This is a genomic window from Desulfobacterales bacterium (assembly GCA_021647905.1).
Taxonomy (GTDB): Bacteria; Desulfobacterota; Desulfobulbia; order Desulfobulbales; family BM004; genus JAKITW01.
Genome location: JAKITW010000013.1, coordinates 13,428 through 31,927, shown reverse-complemented (window position 1 = coordinate 31,927; position 18,500 = coordinate 13,428). Strand labels below are relative to the sequence as shown.

Here is an 18,500-nt window from a genome sequence, read left to right as displayed (position 1 = left end):
ATGACAACCCCGGCCCCTTTATTCCGCCATAATCGCAGCAGGGTGGCCCTGGCCCTGGTGAGCAGTCTGCTCCTTGTCCTGGCCGCGCCCGGGCTGGGGGATCTCTGGCCCCTGGCCTGGATCGGTCTGGTGCCCCTCCTGCTGGCGATCCGTTCCCGGTCGCCCGTCCGGGCCGCCGGCCTGGGCTTTGTTGCCGGCTTACTCTACTACATTGTACTGCTCTCCTGGGTAGTCATCGCCCTGGGCCGGTACGGCAACCTGCCCTGGTGGCTTTCCCTGGCCGCCCTTTTTCTGCTCGCCGCCTACATGGCCGGTTATTTTGCCGTCTTTGCCGCAATCGTTGCCTGGGGGCAACGCCGGAACCTGCCCCTTCTCTGGATAGGGCCATGGTTGTGGGTGGTCCTTGATTTTCTCCGCGGCCGTCTCTTTTCCGGGTTCCCCTGGCAGGACCTGGCCTATACCCAGTACCGGGTGCCGGGATTGATCCAGGTTGCCGATCTCACCGGTCATTACGGGGTCACCTTTCTCATTGTCCTGGTCAATTGCCTTATTTTTCAGCTTTTTCTGGTTTTTCTGCCCCGGTCGGCCGGCGCGGAATCCGCGGCGTGCCGGTCCATGCGGAACCAGGCTACCCTGGTCGCGGCCGTGGCCCTGCTGGCCGGAGCCCTGTTCTACAACGGGCTACGCAGTGCCCAGGTGGCTGCGGTGGTTGCCACGGCCCCGACCCTGGAGGTGGCCGTGGTCCAGGGCAATATCCCCCAGGAGCGGAAATGGAACCCGTTGATGCAGCGCCGGACCCTGGAGATTTATACGGATCTGTCCCAACAGGCCCTGGCGGAAACGGGTAACCCGGACACCCTGCTTATCTGGCCGGAGACCGCGCTGCCCTTTTATCCCCGGACCAGCCCGCTCTTTGGCGAACTGTGCCGGGATTTCGTTAAACGCAATCAGCTCTGGCTGCTCACCGGGACCCCCTATTTTCAGACCTCCGCAACCGGCGAGGTCCACTATTTCAACAGTTCACTGCTCCTTGACCCGCAAGGCAAGAGCAGCGGCCGCTACGACAAGCAGCACCTGGTGCCCTTTGGCGAGTACATGCCCTTGCGCCGTTATCTCCCCCTGCCCAGGGCCCTGGTGGAGTCGGTGGGCGACTTTACTCCGGGCGCGGCCAGGCCACCTCTCTCTTGTCAGAAGGCCCGGATTGGGGTATTAATCTGTTTTGAAAGTATTTTCCCGGAGCTTGCCCGGGCCTGGGCCCGGCAAGGGGCCACCCTGCTGGTCAACCAGACCAACGATGCCTGGTACGGCCGGTCCGGCGCACCGTGGCAGCACCTTTCCAATGCGGTGTTCCGGGCGATAGAGACCAGACGGAGCCTGGCCCGGGCGGCCAATACGGGCGTGAGCGGCTTCGTGGACCCGCTGGGCCGGTTGACCGCCACCTCGCCGTTGTTCGAACCCTGTTATCTCACGGCCGCGCTCCCCTTGCTGGATGAAAAGACCTTCTACGTAAGACATGGACCCTGGTTCGTCTGGCTCTGTGCGGGCGTGGTGCTGCTGGGTGCGGGCACGGGATTTGCCCGGCACCGCCGGGACGGCTCAAACGGGTGTTGATTAACTATCTAAAAAACGTTGTTTTTACAGCTTATCTTCAGGGAGTGGAACGATCATGTCAGCGGAACTGAGACAGAAACTACAGGATTTGAAAGACCGGCTCCTTGCCTTACAGGTGTATCTTTGATGTAGAAAAAAAGCAGGAGCGGCTGGCCCAACTGGAACACATGCTGGCGGCCCCGAATTTCTGGAACAATGGCGCGGCAGCCCGCAAGGTGCAGATGGAGCATGGCCGCATCCTGGAAAATGTCAATGTCTGGAAGGACCTCGCCGCCACCTGGGAGGAGACCGGGGTGATGCTTGACCTGGCCGAGGAGGAGGCGGACCCGGAGGCTGAACAGGAGGCTGAGCAGGCCCTGAACCGGCTGGCGGACAAGATGGCGGTGATGGAGCTTGAGTGCATGTTCCAGGGCGAGCATGACGCTGGCAACGCCATTCTGACCATCCATGCCGGGGCCGGCGGCACCGAGGCCCAGGACTGGGTGGAGATGTTGCTCAGGATGTATCTCCGCTGGGCCGAGGAAAAGGGGTTTAGCACTGATATTCTCGATTATCTGGCCGGAGACGAGGCCGGGATCAAGAGCGTCACCGTCCTGGTCAAGGGCCATTACGCCTATGGCTATCTCCGTTCCGAGATGGGAATCCACCGGTTGGTCCGGATCTCGCCCTTTGATACCGGGGGCCGCCGCCACACCTCCTTTGCCTCGGTATTTATCTTCCCGGAACTGGATGATGCCATTGAGGTGGAGATAAACGACAAGGACCTGCGGATCGACACCTACCGGGCCAGCGGCGCCGGCGGCCAGCACGTCAATAAGACAAGCTCCGCGGTGCGGATCACCCACCTGCCCACCAATATCGTGGTCCAGTGCCAGAACGAGCGGTCCCAGCATCGCAATAAGGACATGGCGATGAAGATGCTCCGGGCCCGGCTCTATGAACGGGAGCGGGACCTGCAGACCGAGCAGCGGCAGGAACTGCACGGCGACAAGAAGGAGATCGGCTGGGGCAGCCAGATCCGTTCCTATGTGCTTCAGCCCTACCGGATGATCAAGGACCACCGGACCGGCCATGAGGTGGGCAATGTGGATGCGGTGCTCGACGGGGCCCTTGATCCGTTTATCAAGGCCTATCTCCTCCGGAACGGCGCACCCGGCTCCTCGACCTAGCACCAGCGGCAAGGTAACTGCGTGAACGACTGTGTCAAATGCGGGGCCTGTGTGCCGGTCTGTCCGGTGTACCGGGTCACCGGCCGGGAGACCTTCAGCGCCCGGGGCCGGAACCAGCTCCTTGACGTCCTGCCGCCGGAGCGGCGGACCCGGCTCTTTACCGAGATATTTTCCAAGTGCCTTCTCTGCGGCGCCTGTCGCGACGTCTGTCCCCGGGAGGTGGATACCCCGGGCCGGATTATCGCTGCCCGGGCCGGGTTCGCCGCCATCTCCGGTCGCTCTTTTGTTAACTTCATTGCCCGCCGGGCCATGGTATCGCCCGGATTACTCGGCGGAATAACCGTGGCCAAGACGATATTGGCCCGGATTCTGCCCGTTGAGAGCGGGTTGCGGCTCCGGCTGGCCGCGCTGGATCCGGCCGGGCTGCCGCACCCGGCCGATGTCAGCTATATCGATGATCCGGACCGGGCCCGCACCAGCGGGGACAGGCCTGCCGATGCCGGGGTCGGCTATTTCGTCGGCTGCCATGCCAATTATCTCCAGCCGGAGATCGGCCGGGCCGTTGACCGCCTGCTCAGCCGGTGCGGCCGGGCTGCCCCATCAGCGCCCGCGGCCCAGACCTGCTGCGGCCTGGCCGCCATGGCCGGCGGCAATCTGGAAGAGGCCCGGCAATTGGCCCGGAAGAATATCGCCGCCTTTGCGGATAACGACCAGCTGATTCTCACCTCCTGCGGTTCCTGTTACAGTCACCTGGCCTTTTACCCGGAACTGCTTGCCGACGATGACCAGTGGCGCGGCCGGGCCGCGGCCTTTGCGGTCCGGCTGCGGGAGTTTTCCACCTATTTTCTCGATAATCTCAACCCGGGGCCGGACAAGCGGGCCGCAATGCCAGGGACCCGTTGCCAGGTCCTGTACCACGATCCCTGTCATCTCCGTTTTCACCACCGGATCATTGACCCGCCCCGGCAGCTCCTGGCCCGGTTGCCGGAAGTCAAGCTGGTCGAGTTGCCGGACGGCCCCCGATGCTGCGGTCAGGGCGGGCTTTTTCAGCTGGCCCATCCGGGCATGTCGCTGGCGATCCGGGAGCAGCTGCTGGCGGAATTTTCTTCCCTTGCCGTCGAGACCGTGGTCACCACCTGTTCCGGCTGCCTGCTCCAGTGGCGACAGGGGCTTGCCGCCCGGGGAAACCCGGCCCGGGCCGAGCATCTTGCCCTGTTCCTTGACCGGCTGCTGGCAACGGTTTGATGCCCTTCGGCAAACGGGCATGATGGTCGCGCAACAGGAAAAACTCTTGTTCTTACCGCCCGCCGGTGATAAAAGATAGCGTTTACCGGTTTGATAGCCTGTTTATGAACAGCCGGCCCTTTTTAATGGAGCGGCCGTTGGTAGAAGAAGACCCCTTTCCCGACAGGAGGGGGTTTACTGAATGTTTACGTTAAGATCTGTCTGGTGGGATAGCTCGCCTTGTCGAATGAAAAAAAATGTCCGGAACATTACGTGAAAAAATGGAGCAGCGCGAGGCGGAGATCCTTTCCCCCTACGCCTGCTTGAGCAGCAGATCCCGGGGCCGGCAGCGGCCGGAGAGGGAATGCGATATCCGGGTGGCCTTTCAGCGGGACCGGGACCGGATCATCCATTCCAAGACCTTTCGCCGGCTGAAGCACAAGACCCAGGTCTTTCTCGCTCCCACCGGGGACCATTACCGCACCCGGCTCACCCATGTACTCGAGGTCTCCCAGATCGCCCGGACCGTGGCCGGGGCCCTGCGCCTGAACGGCCATCTGACCGAGGCCATCGCCCTGGGGCACGACCTGGGTCATACCCCCTTCGGCCATGCCGGCGAATCAGTGCTCAACGAACTCTTCCCCGGCGGTTTCCGCCATTACGAGCAGAGTCTCCGGGTGGTGGATATCCTGGAAAAAAAGGGGCAAGGGCTCAATCTCACCCACGAGGTCCGGGACGGGATCCTCAAGCATTCCAAGGGCAGAAAAGATATCCTGCCTTCGGACATATCCGAACTGCCCGGGACCATGGAAGGCCGGGTGGTCCGGGTGGCGGATATCATCGCCTATGTGAATCATGATCTTGACGATGCCCTCCGGGCCGGGGTGATCCGCAAGGAACAACTGCCCAGGGACATTGTCTCCAGGTTGGGACAGACCAACTCCCAGCGGATCGGCACCATGGTCAAGGATATTATCTCCAGGACCCTGGAGAACAACGGGAAACGGTTGACAATGACCCCGGCGGTGCTCGCCGCAATCACTGATCTGCGCAGTTTCTTGTATGATAACGTCTATGATACCAACAAAGTACATGACGATTTTATCAAGGCCGAGAAGGTGATCCGGGAACTCTATGCCTATTTTCTTGAAAACGGGGTGCCCGGGGAGGAAGCTGCGGGCACCGGGGCTGATCACCGCCGGGTCTGTGATTTCATTGCCGGGATGACCGACCGCTATGCCCTGGATCTTTATGCCAACATATTTCTGCCCAAGCCGTGGAGTGTATTGTGAGATCCCGCCGGGCAGCGACAGCAACTTCCATTTAATGAAAAAGGATGGACTCGTAACAATCAAAAATGTTTCAAATGCCACCTAATAAAATCAACAAGCTATAACATGACACACGTCCGTCTCGCGGGTTGTTGCGAGACCGACAAAAAGAGTACAAAACAAAATAATGAAATCCTCAACCGATAGCCGACCGGCCTCGCAACCAGAGGCCAAGCTTGCCAAGGCCTATGAGTTTCAGGCCGTGGAAAAGAAGTGGTACGAGTACTGGAACCGGGAGAAACATTTCCGCGGCACCATGGATCAAGGCAAGCAGGCCTTTTCCATCGTCATCCCGCCGCCCAATGTCACCGGGGTCCTTCATGTCGGCCATGCCCTGAACAATACCCTGCAGGACATCCTGGTCCGCTATAAACGGATGGATGGGTTCAATACCCTCTGGCTGCCGGGCACCGACCATGCCGGCATTGCCACCCAGAACGTGGTCGAGCGGCAGCTGGCCCTGGAAAAGACCAGCCGCCAGGACCTCGGCCGGCGTAAATTCATCGAGCGGGTCTGGCAATGGAAGGAGGAGTCCGGCGGCCGGATCATCAACCAGCTCAAGCGGCTGGGCTGCTCCTGCGACTGGGAGCGGGAACGGTTCACCATGGACGAGGGGCTCTCCCGGGCGGTGCGCGAGGTCTTTACCCGGCTCTATGACCAGGGGCTCATCTACCGGGGCGACTACATCATCAACTGGTGCCCCCGCTGCCGCACCGCCCTGGCCGATCTGGAGGTGGAGCACGAGCCCACCGAGGGCAAGCTCTACCATATCCGCTATCCCTATACCATTGGCAACGGTTATCTGGTGGTGGCCACCACCAGGCCCGAGACCATGCTCGGCGATACCGCGGTGGCGGTGCATCCCTCGGACGAACGTTATAACTCACTGCCGGAAAAGGCGGTGCGCCTGCCCCTGACCGGCCGGCAGATCCCCATTGTCTTTGATACCCATGTGGAGCGGGAGTTCGGTACCGGGGCCCTCAAGGTGACCCCGGCCCATGATCTCAACGATTTCGAGATAGCCCGCCGCCATGACCTGCCCGCCCTCAGGGTGATGGATGATAACGGGGTGATGAACGAGGCGGCCGGGGCCTATGCCGGCCTGGAACGGTTCGCCTGCCGGAAAGAGGTGGTAGCGGCCCTTGAGGAGCAGGGGTTGCTGGAAAAGGTGGAAGAGTACCAGCACGGGGTGGGGCACTGCTACCGGTGCCAGACCGTGGTCGAGCCGACCCTGTCCAAGCAGTGGTTCGTGTCGGTCAAGCCCCTGGCTGAAAAGGCGATCGCCGCGGTCAAGGAGGGGCATACCCGGATTCATCCCAGGACCTGGGAAAACACCTACTATGACTGGATGTACAATATCCGCGACTGGTGCATCTCCCGCCAGATCTGGTGGGGCCACCAGATCCCGGCCTGGACCTGCGGCGACTGCGGTGAGTTGATCGTCAGCAGCGTTGATCCGGATACCTGTCCCCAATGCGGCTCAACCCAACTGGTCCAGGAGACCGACGTGCTCGACACCTGGTTCAGCTCGGCCCTGTGGCCCTTCTCCACCCTGGGCTGGCCCGACTCGACCCGGGAACTGGACATCTTCTATCCCACCTCGGTGTTGATCACCAGCTTTGATATCCTCTTCTTCTGGGTGGCGCGGATGATGATGATGGGTATCCATTTCATGGGCCAGGCCCCTTTCAAGGACGTCTACCTCCATGCCCTGGTCCGGGACGCCCAGGGCCGGAAGATGAGCAAGTCCAAGGGCAATGTGATGGACCCGCTCCTGCTGATGGACCGGTACGGCACCGATGCGCTGCGTTTCACCATGGCGGCCTTTGCCGCCCAGGGCCGCGACGTGCGGCTGTCCGAGGCCCGGATCAAGGGCTACCGTCACTTTATCAACAAGATCTGGAACGCGGCCCGTTTTGCCTTGTTGCACCTGGAGGACAACGATACCTCGGCAGCCGCAAAGCCGGGAGAACTGTCCCTGCCCCATCAGTGGATCCTGAGCCGGTTGAACCGGACCGTGGCCGAGGTGCGCAAGGGGCTGGACGACTTCCGGTTCAACGACGCGGCCCACAGCGCCTACCAGTTTGTCTGGCATGAGTTCTGCGACTGGTACCTGGAATGGATCAAGCCCGATCTCTATGGCGATGATCCCGGGGCCAGGGCCGTCGGCCGGGCAGTCCTGTTGACCGTGCTGGAGGAAATTCTCACCATCATGCACCCGATGACCCCCTTTGTCACCGAGGAGATCTGGCATGCCCTGCCCGGGGAGCGCACGAGCATCATGGTGGCGCCCTTTCCGGTGGTGCGGCCGGAACGGGAGGCGCCGGCCGCTGAAGAGGCCATGGAACTGCTGATGGGGGTGATCACCGGCTTGCGCAATATCCGGAGCGAGTCCGGGATCCATCCCTCGGCCCGGATCAGGGCCGGGGTGATCTGCCCGGACCCGGACCAGGGGGCGGTAATCAGGGCCAACCTCTCCGCCATCCTGGAGATGACCAGGACCGAACATCTCGATCTGTTAAGCCAAGGGAGCCGTCCCAGGGGGGCCGCCTCCTATATCTATAACGATATCGAGATATTCGTGGCCCTGGAAGGGCTGGTGGATATCGAGCAGGAACTGGCCAAGCTGGCCAGGGAAAAGGGCAAGGTCGAGACCCTGGCCAAAAAGGTGACCGCTAAACTCAATAATGAAAAATTCCTGGCCAATGCCCCGGCGGATATCGTGGCCAAGGAAAAGGAAAAACAGGAACAGTTTCAAGCCAAACTGGCCAAGATCAAAGAGAGTCTGGCCCGGCTTGGCGAGATAAGCCGTTAACCAAGGAGAAAGGGGAGAGGGCTGGACCCCTTCCCTGTAATAATAGATATGATGGAACGGACACCACTTCGCCAGGCGATTGCCGCCTATCTGGCCGAGGATATCGGCGGCGGCGACCTGACCACCGAGGCGATCTTCCAACCGGACCAGACCGGGGAGGCGGTGCTGGTGGCCAAGGAGTCCCTGGTCTGCGCCGGGATCCGGCCGGTGGCAACCGAGGTCTTCCTGGTTCAGAATCCGGGGATCAAGATTGTCTCTGTAAAGGAAGAAGGAACCCGGGCCGCGGCCGGCGACGTCCTGCTCACGATACGGGGTCCGGTGGTCGACCTGTTCAAGGCCGAGCGGGTGGCGTTGAACCTGGCCCGGCATCTCTCAGGGATCGCCACCCTCACCTCCCGGTTCGTGGACAAGGTCAAGCCCCTGCCGGTGCGGATCATCGATACCCGCAAGACCACCCCGGGCCTGCGAACCCTGGAGAAATACGCGGTGCGGGTCGGCGGCGGCTTCAACCATCGCTACAACCTGGCCGACGGCGTCCTGGTCAAGGACAACCATATCGCGGCCTGCGGCTCGATCCAGGAGGCGGTGCAGCGGCTGCGGCCCCTGATCCCCCATACCCTGAAGATTGAGGTGGAGGCGGCAACGATCCAGCAGGTGCGGGACTGTCTCTCCTGCGGGGTGGATATCATCATGCTCGACAACATGGGGATTCCGACCATGCGCGAGGCGGTAATCCTGGTCCGCGGCCGGGCCCTGCTCGAGGCATCGGGCGGGGTCACCCTGGACACGGTCCGGCAGATCGCTGAAACCGGAGTGGACCTGATCTCAGTGGGCAGCTTGACCCATTCCGCGCCGGCCGTTGATATCAGCATGCAGTTCAAGCAGTGATAACCGGCCTGATTAAAAAAGGGTCAGCCCGTTGCCAGGGCTGACCCTTTGTTGATGCACCATGGAGGCGGCGACCGGATTTGAACCGGTGAATAACGGTTTTGCAGACCGCTGCCTTAGCCGCTTGGCTACGCCGCCCCTCTTGAGAAACCATCGGCTTTCTCGTGGCGACATCTTAAACATAGATAATTTTTTTTGACAAGCAGAAAGTGTTTTCTCCGGTAAATGGCGCTGGTCCCGGCGCGGCAGGGGAAAGCGGGGGGAAAAACATGGCAGCGACGATCCAAACCATGGCCCGGAAAAACCGGCAAAGACTGGCGGCCCTGGAGGCGCGTCTGGATTATCGGTTCAAGGAGCCGATCCTGTTGCAGCGGGCCCTGATCCACAGTTCCTTTGCCTTTGAACAGGGCATGGCCGGCCAGGACAACGAGACCCTGGAGTTTCTCGGTGACGCGGTGCTGGATCTGGCGGTGGGGTTGTTGCTTTTTCAAAAATATCCGAAGTTGAAGGAGGGCGAGCTTACCCGGCTCCGGGCGGCCCTGGTCAACGAGGCCGGCCTGGCCGGGATGGCCCGGGGCATCGGCCTGGGCGAGACCATCTTTCTCGGTAAGGGCGAGGACGCCACCAGCGGCCGGCAAAAACCATCGATTCTTTCCGGCTCCTACGAGGCCCTGATCGGGGCCATCTTCCTGGACAGCGGCTATGATACCACCGCGGCCCTGGTGGAGCGGTTTTTTGCCCCCCTGATCAAGGGCCGCAAGGAGGACCTGCTGGTGGCGGACGCAAAGAGCCGGCTGCAGGAGAAGATCCAGGAACAATACAACGAGGCCCCGACCTACAGCGTGGAAAAGGAGGAGGGCCCGGCCCATGACCGGCAGTTTACCGTGGCGGTCCGTTTCCAGGGACAGGTCCTGGCCAGCGGCCGGGCCGGGAGCAAGAAGGAGGCCGAGCAGCAGGCCGCGGCCGCGGCCCTCCAGGACCTTGACCGCCTGTTGCCGGCCGTGGCCAAGACCGGATAGTGTCTTTTTCTCAGTTGGTAATCCCGGTTTTTGTTGCCCACCAGGGCTGCCCCCATCGCTGTATTTTCTGCGACCAGCATGCGATCATCGGCAACAATGACGGCCGCCAGGCAGTGACTCTCACTCCGGCAGGGGTGATTGCGGTCATTGATACCTGGCTGGCCCGGCCCCGCCGTTTTCCCGGGGCCCGGGTCCAGGTCGCCTTCTACGGCGGCAGCTTTACCGGCATGGACCAGGCCCGGCAAAAAGAATTGTTGCGCGCGGTTAACCCCTATCTGGCCGACGGCCGGGTGGATGCCCTCCGGCTCTCCACCCGGCCGGACTATGTGGTTGAAGAGACCCCGGCTTTTCTAAGCCGACACGGGGTGGAAGTGGTGGAACTGGGGGTGCAGTCGATGCAGGATGAAGTGCTTGCCGCCAGCCGGCGCGGCCATGGCGCCGCCCAGGTGGTCCAGGCGGTGGCGCATCTCCGCCGGGCCGGGATCCGGGTGGGGCTCCAGCTGATGCTCGGCCTGCCTGGCGACAGTACGGTGCGCTTCCTTGACACGATAGCGCGGGTGGCTGAACTGGCCCCTGATTTTGTCCGGCTCTATCCAACGGTGGTCATAGCGGGCAGCGGGCTGGCCGATTTGACCGCTGTTGGCCGCTACCGGCCCTTGGGCCTGAACCGGGCCGTGGCCCTGGCGGCCCGGGCAAAGGTTTTTTTTGCCCAACATGATATCCCGGTGGCGCGGATGGGTTTGCAGCCGTTGCCGGAGCTTGCCGCCAAGGTTGTGGCCGGGCCCTATCATCCGGCCTTTGGCGAACTGGTCCTTGCCCGGCTCTTTTTCAAGACGGCCCGGCGCCTGCTCGCCGGGTCCGGCCCGGCCCGGCTGGCGGTGGCCGCGCAGGACGAATCCGCCCTGCGCGGCTGGAAAAACTCTAATATAAAGCGGCTCCAGGCCCTGGGGCTGTTGAGCGATTCCAAAATCGAGATCGTGCCGGATCAGGCCCGGTACACGGTGCAACTTATCGGCAACTCCCCTGCCAGCGGTTCGATTTTTGAAACCGTGCGAACCGTTTGAACCGTTTGAACGTTCAAACCGCTGAATTAAAAAAATGCTCACCATCAATAAACTGGACATCAGCTACGGCGACAAGCACCTGTTCAAGGAGGTCTCGGCCCGGATCAATCCCAATGAACGGATCGGCCTGGTCGGGGTCAACGGCGCCGGCAAGTCGACCCTGCTGAAGATCATTGCCAACCAGATCGAAACCGACAGTGGGGTGGTGACCCGGCCGCGCAATTTTTCCGTGGCCTACCTGCCCCAGGAGGCCAGCGGTCTGACCTCGGAGCGCACCATCTATCAGGAGGCTGAGACCGCCTTTGCCGAGGCCCTGGTTATGCAGCAGGATCTTGAGCTGGTGAACAGGGAACTGGCCGCCATCCCCCCGGAGAGCCCGGAATTTTCTCAGCTGTTGAAACGCCAGGGGCAGCTCCAGCACCGGCTGGAGGGCATTGACATCTATCGGGTGCAATCCCGGATCGAAAAGGTGTTGAAGGGGCTGGGTTTCGCTGAGAGCGATTTCGACCGGCCCAGCCGTACCTTGAGCGGCGGCTGGCTGATGCGGCTGATGCTGGCCAAGCTGCTCCTGGCCCGGCCCGATCTGCTGCTGTTGGACGAGCCCACCAACCATCTTGATCTCGACTCCCTGACCTGGCTCGAGAATTTTCTGGTCACCTGCGACAGCGGCCTGGTGATCATCTCCCATGACCGCATTTTCCTGGACAAGACAACCGAGATCACCTGGGAGTTGAGCCTGGGCCGGTTGACGGCATACAAGGGAAATTACTCCAAATACGTGGCTGACAAGGAGGTTCGGCTCCAGGTGGAGCGGGCCGCCTATGAGAACCAGCAGGCCCGGATCAAGCAGACCATGCGTTTTGTCCAGCGGTTCCGGGCCAAGTCAACCAAGGCCAGACAGGTCCAGAGCCGGGTCAAACAGCTGGCCAAAATGGAGCGGATCGAACTGGCGGAAAGCGAACAGGAGGTCTCCTTCCGTTTCCCGCTGGCCGCGGACTGCGGCCGGCAGGTGCTGACCGTGGAGGGGCTGGCCAAGAGTTTTGCCGACCAGCGGGTGTTTGTTGATCTCGGTTTTGAGATGCAGCGGGGCGATAAACTGGCAGTGGTCGGGGTGAACGGCGCCGGCAAATCCACCCTGATGAAGATCCTGGCCGGGCTGCTTGAGCCGGACCAGGGCACGGTGCGGCTGGGCCATAACGTCACCCTCTCCTATTTCGGCCAGCACCAGGCCCAGGAACTGCCCCATGACTACACCGCCCTGGAGACGGTATGGGGGATGGCGGAGACCATGCCGATGACCCGGGTCCGGTCGCTGCTGGGCGCCTTTCTGTTCCAGGGCGACGAGGTGGACAAAAAGGTCCGGGTCCTGTCCGGCGGCGAGAAGAGCAGGCTGGCCCTGGCCAGGATGATCGTCACCCCGGCCAATCTGCTGGTCCTGGATGAGCCCACCAACCACCTGGACATGAAATCCCAGGAGGTGTTGCAGGAGGCGATGCGGCAGTACAACGGCTCGATCATCGTGGTCTCCCATAACCGCTATTTTGTCAACTCGTTCGTCAACAAGGTCCTGGAGATCAAGGATGGCCGCTCATCCCTGTACGAGGGCAATATCGACGATTATCTGGCCAGGCTTGAGCAGGAGCGGCTGTCGGCCGGGACCGGGCCGCAGGCAAAGAGTCCAGTAACCGCGCTTAGGGTGTCGGCCGGGGAATCCGGGCCGGATCGGACCCGGGGCAGGGCCGTCCGCCAGACCCAGGCCCGGCTCCGCCAGGAGAAGAGTAAAAAAATCGCCCCGTTCCGGAACCAGGCGCAGACCGCTGAAACAGAGATCGAAAAACTGGAGGCCCGGAAAAAGGAACTGGAGCGGCAACTGGCCGACCCGGAACTCTACCAGGACCAGGAGGCCTTTTCCGGATACAGCCGTGAATATAAAAAAATCGAAGAGCGGCTCGACCGGCAGTACTACAAGTGGGAGACCGCCCAGGCCGAGGTGGAGAGGATCGAGGGCTGCTACGCCGAGCTGTTGGGCAACTGAACTTATCTGGCCAGGGTTAGATGAAATTCCTTGCGGAGCTGGACCTTGCCCTGGTAGCGGATCTCAAAGGCGTGCAGCCCCGGCCTGGTGCCGCTGCAGACCTGGATCGTCTGCTGGTAGGTGATCTTCGGCTGATAACTCTGCTTGATCACCCGTTCGCCCAGGGGATCAATAAGGACCAGGGTGTAGTCTCCCGGCCGGGAGACCTGCCAGAAGATGCCAAAGGCGTCCCCTGGCCGGGCCGCCGGGATCTCCGAGGTCTTCTCCACGACCCGGAAGCTGATCCGGTCCTCAGGGGTTGCGCCGGTGGCCGGCGCGTCAGTGGTCTTGTCATACCGGGCCATGCGGCCGAAATCCTTCAACTCCACCAGGCTGCCGTTGGTAATGTCGGCCGCCTGGACCGTGTTTGCAAGGAGAAACATAAGACCAAACGCGAACAGTCCGAACAGGAACGATTTCATCGTCAAACCTCCATTATGTTTTTTCAGCTTGCCCTCGGTGGCCGTGGCGCAGGCGGAAACCACCGGCCTGTAAGCGTTTAGATGAACCATTTGCAGAAGATCAACTCGACAGAAAAACTCACCTTATCAAAAACTATACCTCCGCCAGGTTTTTTCCGCTGGCCATGTTGACCACCAGCGGCACGTCCAGGGTGAGCACCGATTCCATTGCCTCCCTGACCAGCCCCTTTGTCTGTTCCACCTCGTCCTCCGGCGCCTCGAAGACCAGTTCGTCATGGATCTGCAGCAGCATCCGGGCGTTCATTTCCGCCCGGGCCAGGGCCGCGTCCACCTTGATCATTGCCAGCTTGATGATGTCCGCGGCCGTGCCCTGGATCGGGGTGTTGATCGCGGTGCGTTCGGCAAACTCCCGCTGGTTCCGGTTGCGGCTGTTGATGTCCGGGAGAAAGCGGCGCCGGTTGAGCAGGGTGGTGACATACCCGTCTCGCCGGGCCTGGTCAACGATATCGGTCATGAAGCGTTTAACCCCGGCGTAATGGGCAAAATAACGGTCAATAAAGGTCTGGGCCGCGCTCCGGCTCAGGTCGAGCTGGTTGGCCAGCCCGAAACTGCTCATTCCGTAGACAATGCCGAAATTGATGGTCTTGGCCACCCGCCGCATCTCAGGGGTGATCAACAGCGGCGAGACCATATAGATCTCGGCCGCGGTGCGGGCGTGGATGTCCTCGCCTGAACGGAAGGCGGCCAAAAGCGCCGGGTCCTGGGAGTAATGGGCCAGGACCCGCAGATCGATCTGGGAGTAGTCGCCGGCGATAAAAAAATGGCCGACCGCCGGGACAAAGGCCTCCCTGATCCGCTGCCCTGCCGCGGTCCGGATCGGGATATTCTGGAGATTGGGGTTGCTGCTGCTCAACCGGCCGGTGGCGGTGACGGTCTGGTTGAAGGAGGTATGGAGCCGGCCGCTGACCGGGTGGACCAGGGAGGCCAGCTTATCCACATAGGTGGATTTCAGCTTGGCCAGGTTGCGATAGGCCATGACCTGCTGGACGATCTCCACATGGGCCAGCTTCTGCAGCACCTTGACATCGGTGGAAAAGCCGGTCTTGGTCTTGCGACCGTGGGGTAATTTGAGTTTGTCGAACAGGACCTCGCCCAGTTGCCGCGGGGAGTTGATATTGAACGGGCCGCCGGCCAGGTGATGGATCTCCTTTTCCAGCTCATCGAGCTGGGCCGCGAACTCGGTGGACAGATCGGCCAGCAGTTTACTGTCAACAATGATCCCGGTCCGTTCCATATTGGCCAGGATCGGTACCAGGGGCATCTCCAGCTCGGCAAAAAGCGGCCAGAGCCCGTCTTGTTCCAGCCTTGGCCTGAACAACTCCCACAGCCGGCAGGTGGCATAGACATCCTCGCAGGAATAGTCCCTGGCTGCTTCGAGTTTTACCCGGACAAAGCTGTCCGGCCGTTTGTCCTTATCGGTCACCTCGGCGAAACTGGTCAGGGCCAGGTCCAGGTGTTCCCGGCAGAGGTCGTCCAGGCCGTGGGTGCGGCGCGACGGTTCCAGGAGGTAGGAGGCGATCATCGTATCCCATAACGGCCCGGCCAAGCGGATCTTATGGGTAAGAAAAACAGAGTAGTCGAACTTGAGGTTATGGCCGATTTTGGCCAGCTCCGGGTCTTCGAGACAGGGCCGGAGCTGGTCCAGGACCGTTTGTTGTTTCATCTGCCCGGGGAGCAGTTCGCCGGTTTCGTCCCGGTGGCCGACCGGGATATAAAAGGCCTGCCCGGCCGAGATACAGAGCGAGATCCCGACCAGGTCGGCGGTGAGCGGGTCCAGGGAGGAGGTCTCGGTATCGACCACCAGGAAAGGGGCCTTGTCAAACTCCCCGAGCATCTGTTCAAGGGAGTCCTGGTCCTGCACCAGGACGAAGCCGGACCGGCCCACCGACCCGGCCGGGACCTCTGATTTGAGCAGCCGGGTGAAGCCGAGTTCGCTGAACAGTTCCTTGAGCCGGACAATATCCGGTTCCTGCCGCTGATAGGCCGCCGGCTCCAGCGGCACCGGGACATCTTCCTTGAGCCGGATCAGCTTTTTTGAGAGAAAGGCCGCCTCGCGGTTGGCAGCCAGCTTTTCGGTAAGTTTTTTCTTGCCCAGCCGGGCCAGATCGGCATAGAGAGCCTCCAGGGAGCCGAACTGGTTGATCAGCTTTTCCGCGGTCTTGGGACCCACCCCGGGCACCCCGGGCACATTGTCGCCGGCATCGCCGATCAGGGCAAAAAAATCGAGCAGCTGCTCCGGGGTCACCTGGTATTTTTCATGGACCGCGGCCGGATCATAGTGCAGGTCTCTCATCGGCTCCCACAGGCTTACCCGGTCGGATACCAGTTGGAACAGGTCCTTGTCGCCGGAGACCACCACCACCGGATGGCCGGTCCGGGACAGGGCAACGGCCGCCGAGGCGATCAGGTCGTCGGCCTCCACCCCCTGCTGCTCCAGGGCGAGGATATTGTAAGCCTTGACCAACTCCTTGATATAGGGGATCTGCGGGATCAGGTCGTCGGGCATTGCCGGCCGGTTGGCCTTGTACCGGGGATAGGCCGCATGGCGGAAGGTGGGACCCTTGGCGTCAAAGGCCACGGCCAGATACTCCACCGCCTTATCGCGCAGCACCCTGAGGAGAATATTGGTAAAGCCCAGCACCGCATGGGTGGGCAGCCCGCTCTTGTTCGAGAGCGGGGCAATGGCATGATAGGCCCGGTAGATATAGGCGCTGCCATCAATGAGATAGATCGGCGGGAGAGCGGGCATGTTTTTCCCCTGGTGAAGTTTTGGTCGTGTGCGGAACAGGAGGGCATGGCGCTGTTTGCGGCCCGGGCCGATCCCCCCATGTTATAGCCCGGACCGGCCCGGATCCGCAAGCATTTCTCCGACCGCAATACCACAAGAACCACCTAAGACAGAAAAACGGCTGGACACAACGAAATAATCAAAGGCGTCACTCCGGCATGGCAAGGACGGCGCTTGGCGGCGACTTTCATCTAAAAAAGTTTGACAGTAAGGTAATACGGTATTACTATCATACCAGGAGTTAATCAAGCAAGGGAGTGGTGACATGGAAGCCGTAATGAGCAAACTTACCAGCAAAAGCCAGGCAACTATTCCTGGAAAGATCAGAAAACTTTTAGGGCTGCGGCCGGGCGACGCGGTAGCCTTTGAAGTTACTGAAAATCAAAAGGTTATGATCCGCAAGGCAACACCGATCGACCTCGAGTTTGCCAAGGCGCTTGTGGGTACGTTCTCCGAATGGTCGTCACAATACGACGAAGAGGCTTACCGTGACTTATAAAATTTTTGATGTTGTGGTTGTGCCTTTTCCCTTTACGGATAAAACCGCGGAGAAAAAGCGGCCGGCCCTGGTATTGTCTGATTTTGAGAGCTTTAACGATCCTGCTGAAAACTGTGTCTTGGCAATGATTACCAGTGTGAATAATCCCGATTGGCCGCTGGATACACCCATCGGAAGTTTAAAAAAGGCCGGCCTCCCGGCTCCCTCCAAGGTACGGATGAAACTTTTCACCCTGGACAGCCGCCTTATCATTAAAAGAACAGGTGGTCTTGCCGCCAGGGACCGGAAGGCCGTAAAGGACAACCTGAAAAAATTAATGTGTCTCCAGTGTCCGGTCAGCAAGTAGCGCATGGGCAACCTGGTTAACCGGCCTGCCCGTGGCAGCTAACAACATAGCTGCTTTGGCCGGCAGCCACTTTTTAACGCAAATCCGTGAGTACGCACATGCCACCACCCATCGGCGTTATCCTGCTCAACCTGGGCGGGCCGGAAAAACCCGCGGATGTGGAGCCCTTTCTCTGCAACCTTTTTTCCGACCGCAAGATCATCCGCCTGGGGCCGAAATTACTGCAGAAGCCCCTGGCCCGGTTCATTGCCCATCGGCGGGCCCCGAAGAGCCGGGCCGCCTACAATCTCATCGGCGGCGGTTCGCCGCTGGCAAGGATCACCGCCGGCCAGGGACAGGCCCTGGCCGCGCAGCTCAAGGAATATGGCGAGTTCCAGGTGGTGATGGCCATGCGCTACTGGCAGCCGGATGGCGCCGTGGCCTTGGGCGAGCTGGTTGATGCCGGAATTTCCCGGGCCGTGGCCCTGCCCCTGTACCCCCATTATTCGGTGGCCACCACCGGTTCCTCAATCGACGATCTCCGGCAGGCCGCGGCCCGCATCGCCCCGGGCCTTGAATTGGCCGAGATCCGGGAATGGCCGGAGCAGCCCGACTATGTCGATTGCCTGGCCGAGCGGATCACCTCCGGTCTGGCCGGGATAAAGGCCGGGCCGACCCGGCTGGTCTACAGCGCCCACAGCCTGCCCAGGAAGTTCATTGACCAGGGTGATCCCTATCTGGACCAGATCCGGAGGACCATTGCCGCGGTGGAAAAGAAGACCGGCAAGACCGGCACCCTCTGCTTTCAGAGCCGGAGCGGGCCGGTGCGGTGGCTGGCCCCGTCAACCCCGGAGACCCTGGAACGGCTGGCCCGGCAAGGCTGCCGCCAGGTACTGATGGTGCCGATAAGTTTTGTCTCGGACCATGTCGAGACCCTGTACGAAATCGATATCCTCTACCGGGACCTGGCCCGGTCCCTGGGCATGGAACTGAAGCGGACCGGGTCGCTCAACCTCGATCCCCGGTTCATCCGGGCGCTGCGGGACCTGGTCCTGGAGGCGGGAAAGAAGAAGAAATGGCTGTGAACAGTGAAATGTGAACAGTGAAATGTGAACAGTGAAATGTGAAAAACTACTGATTGTCACAGGCAAAAATTCGGCAACCAAGCCACTGTTCACTGTTCACTATTCACTTTTTACTTTTCACTTTTC

At 61.1% G+C, this 18,500-nt stretch carries 14 protein-coding genes and 1 tRNA gene; 12 read left to right on the top strand and 3 right to left on the bottom strand.

The genetic code is table 11. The features are described from left to right. The 6 genes from lnt to nadC all read left to right on the top strand — a co-directional run bounded on the left by lnt (position 1) and on the right by nadC (position 9,038). Positions 1 to 1,611, top strand: a complete 1,611-nt coding sequence (gene lnt / locus L3J03_03805; protein ID MCF6290102.1) for an apolipoprotein N-acyltransferase — start codon at positions 1 to 3, stop codon at positions 1,609 to 1,611. Positions 1,612 to 1,666: 55 nt separating this feature from the next. After that, positions 1,667 to 2,780 (top strand): peptide chain release factor 2 gene (gene prfB, locus L3J03_03800; protein ID MCF6290101.1). Its coding sequence is split into 2 segments (ribosomal slippage): positions 1,667 to 1,735 and positions 1,737 to 2,780, totalling 1,113 coding nucleotides; the frame shifts between segments, so codons are not numbered across the junction. Between the two features lie 21 nt (positions 2,781 to 2,801). After that, positions 2,802 to 4,025 carry a (Fe-S)-binding protein gene (locus tag L3J03_03795; protein ID MCF6290100.1) on the top strand — a complete coding sequence of 408 codons (1,224 nt, stop codon included), beginning with the start codon at positions 2,802 to 2,804 and terminating at the stop codon, positions 4,023 to 4,025. Between the two features lie 236 nt (positions 4,026 to 4,261). Continuing rightward, positions 4,262 to 5,296, top strand: a complete 1,035-nt coding sequence (locus L3J03_03790; protein ID MCF6290099.1) for a deoxyguanosinetriphosphate triphosphohydrolase — start codon at positions 4,262 to 4,264, stop codon at positions 5,294 to 5,296. A gap of 166 nt (positions 5,297 to 5,462) precedes the next feature. Next, entirely contained in the window at positions 5,463 to 8,150 is a 2,688-nt protein-coding gene (locus tag L3J03_03785) for a valine--tRNA ligase (protein MCF6290098.1), read from the top strand. A 51-nt stretch (positions 8,151 to 8,201) separates the two neighbouring features. Continuing rightward, the gene (nadC, locus tag L3J03_03780) at positions 8,202 to 9,038 is read left to right on the top strand and encodes a carboxylating nicotinate-nucleotide diphosphorylase (GenBank protein ID MCF6290097.1); all 837 of its coding nucleotides are present in this window, start codon (positions 8,202 to 8,204) and stop codon (positions 9,036 to 9,038) included. Between the two features lie 62 nt (positions 9,039 to 9,100). Here nadC and L3J03_03775 read toward each other — a convergent pair. Next, positions 9,101 to 9,176 (bottom strand) — tRNA-Cys (locus L3J03_03775). Between the two features lie 131 nt (positions 9,177 to 9,307). Here L3J03_03775 and rnc point away from each other — a divergent pair. From rnc to L3J03_03760, 3 genes are read left to right on the top strand one after another with little or no spacing between them, the layout of a single operon-like run. Next, on the top strand, positions 9,308 to 10,057 hold the full coding sequence (gene rnc / locus L3J03_03770) for a ribonuclease III (GenBank protein MCF6290096.1): 750 nt from the start codon (positions 9,308 to 9,310) through the stop codon (positions 10,055 to 10,057). After that, positions 10,057 to 11,121 (top strand): radical SAM protein, encoded by a 1,065-nt coding sequence (locus tag L3J03_03765; protein ID MCF6290095.1) that lies wholly within the window; start codon positions 10,057 to 10,059, stop codon positions 11,119 to 11,121. Before rnc ends, L3J03_03765 begins: the two co-directional genes overlap by 1 nt. Before the next feature lie 34 nt (positions 11,122 to 11,155). Then, a complete protein-coding gene (locus tag L3J03_03760; GenBank protein ID MCF6290094.1) occupies positions 11,156 to 13,156 on the top strand; it encodes an ABC-F family ATP-binding cassette domain-containing protein in 2,001 nt (666 codons plus the stop codon). Between the two features lie 2 nt (positions 13,157 to 13,158). On the opposite strand, the gene L3J03_03755 is transcribed toward L3J03_03760, so the two are convergent. Continuing rightward, complete coding sequence (locus L3J03_03755) at positions 13,159 to 13,578, bottom strand: hypothetical protein (protein ID MCF6290093.1); 420 nt, start codon at positions 13,576 to 13,578, stop codon at positions 13,159 to 13,161. 172 nt (positions 13,579 to 13,750) lie between these two features. Continuing rightward, positions 13,751 to 16,426, bottom strand: a complete 2,676-nt coding sequence (polA, locus tag L3J03_03750) for a DNA polymerase I (protein MCF6290092.1) — start codon at positions 16,424 to 16,426, stop codon at positions 13,751 to 13,753. A gap of 304 nt (positions 16,427 to 16,730) precedes the next feature. Here polA and L3J03_03745 point away from each other — a divergent pair, with 304 nt between their 5' ends. The 3 genes from L3J03_03745 to hemH all read left to right on the top strand — a co-directional run bounded on the left by L3J03_03745 (position 16,731) and on the right by hemH (position 18,374). Further along, a complete protein-coding gene (locus L3J03_03745) occupies positions 16,731 to 16,964 on the top strand; it encodes a type II toxin-antitoxin system PrlF family antitoxin (protein ID MCF6290091.1) in 234 nt (77 codons plus the stop codon). A gap of 19 nt (positions 16,965 to 16,983) precedes the next feature. After that, positions 16,984 to 17,310, top strand: a complete 327-nt coding sequence (locus L3J03_03740) for a type II toxin-antitoxin system PemK/MazF family toxin (protein ID MCF6290090.1) — start codon at positions 16,984 to 16,986, stop codon at positions 17,308 to 17,310. A 98-nt stretch (positions 17,311 to 17,408) separates the two neighbouring features. After that, positions 17,409 to 18,374, top strand: coding sequence for a ferrochelatase (hemH, locus tag L3J03_03735; protein ID MCF6290089.1), 966 nt, complete (start codon positions 17,409 to 17,411; stop codon positions 18,372 to 18,374). Positions 18,375 to 18,500: the final 126 nt, after the last annotated feature.